The following is a 6,880-nucleotide window of genomic DNA, read 5'->3' as shown; positions in this document are numbered from 1 at the left end:
TGTCGCCGAGGCGGGCGGCGGACCGGAGGAACCGCCGGGTCACGTCACCACCCGACGTCAGGGCCGCGCGGAGCGCCAGAGCTTCGAGCGCGGCCACGGTCATGCCCTGGCCGTAGACGGGGTTGAAGCTGCAGATGGCGTCCCCGAAGGCCAGCAGCCCGTCGGGGGGAAGCGGCGCAGCCGTTCGTAGCGGCGCCGGATGCCGGCCGGGGCCGCGGGTGCAGCTAGGCCTTGGCGATCTGGATCAGGTTGCCGCAGGTGTCATCGAACACCGCCGTCGTCACGCCACCCATCTCGACTGGCTCCTGGGTGAACCGGACGCCGAGGTCGCGGAGTCGCCGGAATTCGGCGTGCACGTTGTCGACGGCGAAGGAGGTGGCCGGGATCCCGTCGGCCACCAGTGCCGCCTTGTACGGCTTGGCGGCCGGGTGGGCGTCGGGTTCCAGGGCCAGCTCCGGGCCTTGGGGGGCCTCGGGAGACACCACGGTGAGCCAGCGCGCCTCGCCGAGGGGGACATCGGTCTTCTTCTGGAACCCGAGGACGTCGGTGTAGAACCCCAGCGCCTTGTCCTGGTCATCCACGAGCACCGAGGTGATGTAGATCCTCATCTGCTGCTCCTTCCGCGGGTGGGTCGCCACCGCTCCAGGATCGTCTCCAGCGGCGTGGTGTCGAGGTGGTGGAACTTGTACCTGCCCTCCCTCCTGGTCTTGACCAGGCCCGCCGACTCCAGGACGTCGAGGTGCTGGGAGATGGCCTGTCGCGACGAGCCCAGTCCGTGCCTGGTCGCGAGTCGGGCGCAGAGCTCGAACAGGGTCTGGCTGTCCCGCTCGCTGAGCTCGTCGAGGATCGCCCTCCTGGTCGGGTCGGCGAGCGCCTTGTACACGTCACTCACGGCCCCATTATAGGCAAGTAGCAACTTGCCTACCAACCAACCCTGGCGTCGCCCGTGGGGTCAGCTCATCCGGGGCGGCTCCGTCGTCGATGGCCAGGCGGCGAGGATCAGTCGCCCAGGTGCTGGCCGCCAGCCAGCATCCCGACCCGCAACTCCAACCACCTCGTCACCGGAATCCAGGGAACTGCCGCCGTCCAGCCAGCCGGGCGCGGCGATGATGGTGGTGGTGGCTCAGCCCCGATCGCCTGGCTGGCCCTGCTGCGGTCCGATCACGAACTGCACCCGCTCCTTGTCCTCACTGACTTGGACGTCGAGCACCTTGTCGTCGAGGATCGGGGCCGCGCTGGGCGCAATGAACACCTTCGCGCCGCCTTCGCTGACGACCTGGTCCTGCTCGGCGGGCTGGCTTGCGACCTGGAGCTGTAGCGGTACCCCGCTGCGGTTGAGCGTCGCCGGCGGCTGGTCTGGGGCGTCGATCCGGAGGCCCGATCCGTCGGGCAGCTCGGCGTTTGCCACGATGGACTCGATAGCCTGGCCTGCGTTCTCAGTGATCATCAGCATGAAGTCGGCTCCCTTGGTGCGAAGGAACGCCAAGGCTACGCCAGGTACCACATCGCCAGCAGCGAACCATGCGCACGCACCTGGCTCCCAAATCCAGGTCTCACTGCAGCGTGACGGGACGGCACGACCGATGCGGCTGGGAAGCGTGACCCTTGTGGCCTCACCGATCGAGGAGCTGGAGTGGTTCTTCAGCAACTACGGCGGCGCAGGGAGGAGCCTTGGCCGGCGGCTGAAGAATGCTCTTGGGGGGTTCCGGTGCTGCCGCACGACACCACCCTGGGTAGCGACCGGTCAGACTGAGATTGCCGCCGAAGGCGGCGCGGCCGCAGGTCCGCCAAGAACGCGGCCGCGCCGATCAATCGCACGGAGCTTGCCAGCAGAGCAGCACGCGCCGAGGGCGCGTCCTTGCCCCGACATCGGCCATGGCCGGGGTGTCAGAAACAGCGCCCACCCGACCTCAGCGAACGGCGAGCTCGCCCAGCTCTGACCAGTCGTCCTGGGGGGATCGTGAAGTTGACGATCCGCGGGGTCTCGGCCAGATGCCGGGGCAGGGTCTGCTGGGCCTGCTTGAAGTGGTCGGACTGGACGTGGGCGCCGCCGGCGGCGTCGTCGCGGAAGGCCTCGACGAGGACGTACTCGTTGGGGTCCTCGACCGAGCGGGACCAGTCGAACCACAGACAGCCGGGCTCGCTGCGCGTGGCCGCGGTGAAGTCGCCGACGATCTGCGGCCAGTTGTCGGCGTGCTCGGGCAGCACCTGGAACTTGGCGGCGATGAAGATCACGGCGGTCCTCCTGGTCGTGGGCGTCCGGCGCGCCTGCCAGCATCCGACACAACGGGGCCGACAAGAAAGCCGGCGCCCATGGCGATGGGGCTGCCGGGTGGGCGCGGCAGCCCCATCGGGTCGTTGGTGGCGGTCGGTCAGATGGCGGTGCTGGCGGTGGCCTTGCGGGCCTTGCGCCGGACGAGCATGGCGTCCAGGGTGAGGGACAGCGCGGCGGCGCCGGCCAGGGCCGCGAGCAGCCCCACGGGGGTGCCGTCCTGCCCGCTCGGCGACGCCGGGGCGGCGACCGGCGCCGGCCGGGTGGACCGGTAGTACCAGTACCGCTGGGCGGCCAGCGTCTGCTGGTTGGCCTTGTCCGACAGGGTGAGCTGGCCGCTGGCGGCCCGCTCCCCCGCCCGGAACTGCTGGACGGCGTCGGCGACGACGACCGGCTGGTCGGCCGAGGCCCGCTCGCCGGCCCGGAACTGCTGGACGGCCTCGTTGCGGCTGTCGGGAGGCTGGGCGGCGACGGCCGTCGCCGAGCTCAGGACGGCCAGCATGGCGCCCAGCACGATCCCTCGCAGGAGCTTCGACATGGGTTCCTCCCTGGTCGGGGGGTGGTCTGGGCTCCGCGGTGGCGGCTCCCGGCCGGTCCCCTTCTGGTGTTGGACCGGAGCCTGCGCCCGGTCGCTGACAGCCGGCTGACAGCGGCGACCACCGTCGGTGGTTGTCCCGACCCGGCGGGGGCGGGAGAATGCCCGCGGCGCACCAACGCGCCCTGGAGGAGCGATGGAGGTTCGCCTCCTGGGTCCGCTCGAGGTGGCGGACGGCGGGCGGTCGATCGCGTACGGGGGAGCCCGCCAGCGGGCCGTGCTCGCCCTGCTCGTGCTGCACGCCAACCAGGTCGTGCCCAGCGAGCGCGTCCTGGTCGAGCTGTGGGGCGAGGACGCCCCGCCGGGCGCGGCCAACGCGCTCCAGGCGGCCGTGTCCCGCCTGCGCCGCGCCCTGCCCGAGGACCGGCTGGTCACGCGGCCGCCGGGGTACCTGTTCCGCGCCTTCCCCGACGAGGTCGACCTGAGCCGGTTCGAGCGCCTGCTCGCCCAGGGACGCCAGGCCCTGGCCGACGGGGCCGCCGCGGAGGCCGCCGGGACGCTGGCCGAGGCACTGCGCCTGTGGCGGGGGCCGGCGCTGGCCGACTTCCGCTACGAGCCCTTCGCCCAGGCCGAGATCGCCCGGCTCGACGAGCTGCGCCTGGTCTGCCTGGAAGAGCGGGTCGAGGCCGATCTGGCCCGCGGCGCCGCCGGGGAGCTGGTCGGCGAGCTGCAGCGCCTAGCCGGCGAGCATCCGCTGCGCGAGCGGCTCCGTGGCCAGCTCATGCTCGCCCTGTACCGGAGCGGCCGCCAGGCCGAGGCCCTGGAGGTCTACCGCGACGCGCGGGAGCTGCTGCTGGACGAGCTCGGCCTGGAGCCGTCGCCGGCCCTCGGCGAACTGGAGGGGGCGATCCTGCGCCACGACCCCGCGCTGCGGACCGCGCCGGCCCCGGCTCCGGCGGCGGCCGCGGTGCCGGCCCGCAAGCCGGTGACGGTGCTGTGCGCGGAGCTCCGGCTGACCTCGGGCACTGGGGCGCCGCCGGACCCCGAGGCGCTCCCGGTCGTGCTGGAGCGGGCCCAGGCCATCCTCGGCGCCACCCTGGAGCAGCACGGCGGGTCGCTGTCGGCCGCCGCCGGCCAGCGCATCGTCGGGGTCTTCGGCGTCCCGGTCGTGCACGAGGACGACGCCCTGCGGGCCGCCCAGGCCGCGCTCGCCGCCCAGGCCGCGCTCGAGGCCGAGGCCGGCGTCCTGGAGCGGGAGCGTGGCCTGGCCCTGCGGATGCGGGTCGGCCTGGCCACCGGCGAGGCCCTGGTCGGCGGTCCCGACCCGGCGGGCTTCGCCGGCGACGCCACCGGGCGGGCGGTCGAGCTGGCCGAGCTGGCGGCGCCGGGCGAGATCCTGGTCAGCGGCCAGACCCGCCGGCTGGCCGCGGGGGCGCTGGAGGTCGAGGAGGCCGGCGGGGACCGGTGGCGGCTGGTGGCCGCGCCGGTCGGCGCCCGGCCTCTGCCGTTCCGGCTCGACGCGCCGCTGGTCGACCGGCGCGAGGACCTGGGCCGGCTGCGCGAGGGCCTGGCCCGGGCGGCCCGGGAACGCCGGCCGGTGCTGGCGACCGTGCTCGGCGAGGCCGGCATCGGCAAGACCCGGCTGGTCCACGAGCTGGCCGAGCGGGTCGCGGGCGAGGCGACGGTGCTGACCGGCCGCTGCCTGCCCTACGGCGACGGCATCACCTTCTGGCCCCTGCGGGAGCTGCTCGCCCAGGCGGGCGCGCCCCAGGGGACCCGCCAGGAGCTGGAGGCGCTGCTCGACGGCGAGCCGGACGCGGCCAGGGTCGCGGAGTGGCTGGCCGGGGCGCTCGGCGCGGACGGGCCCGGGACCCTGGCCGCCCCCGAGATCTTCTGGGCGACCCGGCGGCTGCTGGAGACGCTGGCCTCGAGGCGGCCGCTGCTGGTCGTCCTGGAGGACCTGCACTGGGCCGAGCCCACCTTCCTCGACCTGGCCGAGACGGTGGCCGGGCAGGCCAGGCAGGGGCTGCAGCTGCTCTGCCTGGCCCGGCCGGAGCTGCTGGAGCGGCGCCCGGCCTGGGGCGACGGCGTGGCGGCGGCGTTCCGGGTCGAGCTCGGGCCGCTGCCCGACGGCGACGCCGGTGAGCTGCTGGGGGCGCTGGCCGGCGCCCCGCCGGAGGCCCGCGAACGGCTGCTCGAGGTCGCCGCCGGCAACCCGCTGTTCCTCGAGCAGCTGGCCGCGTCCCTCGGCGAGCGGGGCGAGGACGAGCACGAGCTGCCGGCGACCATCCAGGCCCTGCTGGCCGCCCGCCTCGAGCTGCTCGGCCCGGGCGAGCGGGCGGTGCTGTGGCGCGCCGCCGTCGTCGGCCGGGACTTCACCCGCGACGCCGTCGCCGAGCTGCTGCCCCCCGAGGCCCGCGGCCCGCTCGGGCGCCACCTGCGGGTCCTGGCCGCCAAGGGGCTGGTGTCGGCGGCGCCCACGGCCGGCCGGTTCCACTTCCACCACCTCCTGGTCCAGCAGGCGGCCTACCGGGCCATCCCCAAGTCGCACCGGGCCGAACTGCACGAGCGCTTCGCCGGCTGGGCCGAGGGCCAGGCGGCCGAGGACGAGATCGTCGGCTACCACCTGGAACGGGCGGTCCGCTACCGGAGCGAGCTGGGGCCGATGGACGACCAGGTCAGGGCGCTGGCCCGCCGGGCCGCCGGCCACCTGGAGGCGGCCGGGACCAGGGCGCACGCCCGCGGCGACGTCCCGGCGGCCGTTGGGCTGCTGCAGCGGGCGTCGTCGCTCCTCCCGGCCCACGACCCGGCCCGCGCCCGCACCCAGACGGACCTGGGCGCCGCCCTGATGGAGGCGGGCCGGCTCGAGGAGGCCGGCCGCGCACTGGAGGACGCCGGGCGGATGGCCGCGGCCGCCGGGGACGAGGCCCTGGCCGCCCGCGCCCGGGTCCAGCGGCTGCTGCTTGGGCTCCAGGTGGACATCGGGCGCACCCAGCGCGAGGTCGGCGATGCCCTCCCCGGGCTGCTGGCCACCTTCGAGCAGGCCGGCGACGAGGTCGGGCTCTGCCAGGCCTGGCGGCTGCCGGCGTTCGTGCGCTGGACGCAGGCAAGCTCGGCGGCCGCCGAGGACGCCTGGCGGCGGGCGGCCGTCCACGCCCGCCGGGCGGGTGACGAACGGCAGCTCACCGAGGTCCTCGGCTGGCTGGCGTCGGCCGCGCTGTGGGGGCCGACCCCGGCCCCGGAGGGCATCCGGCTGTGCGAGGGCTACCTGGAGGAGGTCGGCAGCCACCAGACCGGCGAAGCGGTGATCCTCAACCACCTGGCCGGCCTCTACGCCATGCAGGGCCGGGCCGACGAGGCGAGCCAGGCGCTGGCCAGGGGCCTGGCCGCCTTCGACGAGCTGGGCGTGACCCTGACCTCGTCGGTCACCCACCCGGCGAGCTTCGTGGCCATGCTGGCCGGGGACACGGCCACGGCCGAGGCCCACCTGCGCCGCGACTACCGGCGTCTCGAGGACATGGGCGAGCGCAACATGCTCGGCACCACCGCGGCCTTCCTCGCCCAGGCGCTCGCGGCCCAGGGCCGGACCGGCGAGGCCGAGCGGTTCATCGAGGTGAGCCGGGCGGCGGCCGAGGGCGAGGACCTGTCGGCCCAGATGGTCTGGCAGGGGCTCCGGGCCAGGATCCTGGCTGAGCGGGGGGAGCTCGGGGAGGCCGAGGAGCTGGCCCGCGCGGCGGTCGCGCTGGCGGCCCGGACCGACTTCCTCAACCAGCACGGCGACGCCCTGCTCGAGCTGGCCGCCGTGCTCGCCCAGGGCGGACGGACGTCGGAGGCCCGGGCCGTGGTCGACGCGGCGCTCGAGCTCTACCGGCGCAAGGGCAACCTGGTCGGCGTGTCCCGCGCGGGCCGATGGATGGAACGGCGCGCCCGGCCGTGACAGACTCCTTGCGGCAAAGCGGATCATGGGGGGCGAACATGGCGAACTCGCAGTTCAACAGCCCGGCGACCCTGGTGGCGGACGGCACCGTCGCGGTGGACGGCAACCTCAACGTCGATCCCGCGGGCCTGTTGTC

At 74.9% G+C, this 6,880-nt stretch carries 5 protein-coding genes and 2 pseudogenes; 1 reads left to right on the top strand and 6 read right to left on the bottom strand.

What is annotated here, in order from left to right; genetic code table 11:
• The 6 genes and pseudogenes from VF468_29475 to VF468_29450 all read right to left on the bottom strand — a co-directional run bounded on the left by VF468_29475 (position 1) and on the right by VF468_29450 (position 2,810).
• Positions 1–195, bottom strand: a pseudogene (locus VF468_29475) (2-polyprenyl-6-methoxyphenol hydroxylase-like oxidoreductase).
• A 29-nt stretch (positions 196–224) separates the two neighbouring features.
• Positions 225–608 (bottom strand): VOC family protein, encoded by a 384-nt coding sequence (locus VF468_29470; protein ID HEX5882417.1) that lies wholly within the window; start codon positions 606–608, stop codon positions 225–227.
• Positions 605–892 (bottom strand): metalloregulator ArsR/SmtB family transcription factor, encoded by a 288-nt coding sequence (locus tag VF468_29465; protein ID HEX5882416.1) that lies wholly within the window; start codon positions 890–892, stop codon positions 605–607. The genes VF468_29470 and VF468_29465 overlap by 4 nt, the downstream gene beginning before the upstream one ends.
• Positions 893–1,123: 231 nt before the next feature.
• Positions 1,124–1,453, bottom strand: coding sequence for a hypothetical protein (locus VF468_29460; protein HEX5882415.1), 330 nt, complete (start codon positions 1,451–1,453; stop codon positions 1,124–1,126).
• 457 nt (positions 1,454–1,910) lie between these two features.
• Positions 1,911–2,235: pseudogene (locus VF468_29455) on the bottom strand (putative quinol monooxygenase).
• A gap of 137 nt (positions 2,236–2,372) precedes the next feature.
• Positions 2,373–2,810 carry a hypothetical protein gene (locus VF468_29450; GenBank protein ID HEX5882414.1) on the bottom strand — a complete coding sequence of 146 codons (438 nt, stop codon included), beginning with the start codon at positions 2,808–2,810 and terminating at the stop codon, positions 2,373–2,375.
• A 193-nt stretch (positions 2,811–3,003) separates the two neighbouring features.
• Here VF468_29450 and VF468_29445 point away from each other — a divergent pair, with 193 nt between their 5' ends.
• On the top strand, positions 3,004–6,744 hold the full coding sequence (locus tag VF468_29445; protein ID HEX5882413.1) for a BTAD domain-containing putative transcriptional regulator: 3,741 nt from the start codon (positions 3,004–3,006) through the stop codon (positions 6,742–6,744).
• Positions 6,745–6,880 lie beyond the last annotated feature (136 nt).

This window comes from Actinomycetota bacterium, assembly GCA_036280995.1.
Classification (GTDB): domain Bacteria; phylum Actinomycetota; class CALGFH01; order CALGFH01; family CALGFH01; genus CALGFH01.
This window is presented reverse-complemented; position numbering and strand designations above follow the sequence as displayed.

Coding starts and splice junctions, on each gene's coding strand:
- VF468_29450 (HEX5882414.1), bottom strand. CDS start 2,810: ATGTCGAAGCTCCTGCGAGGGATCGTGCTGGGCGCCATGCTGGCCGTC.
- VF468_29445 (HEX5882413.1), top strand. CDS start 3,004: ATGGAGGTTCGCCTCCTGGGTCCGCTCGAGGTGGCGGACGGCGGGCGG.
- VF468_29470 (HEX5882417.1), bottom strand. CDS start 608: ATGAGGATCTACATCACCTCGGTGCTCGTGGATGACCAGGACAAGGCG.
- VF468_29460 (HEX5882415.1), bottom strand. CDS start 1,453: ATGCTGATGATCACTGAGAACGCAGGCCAGGCTATCGAGTCCATCGTG.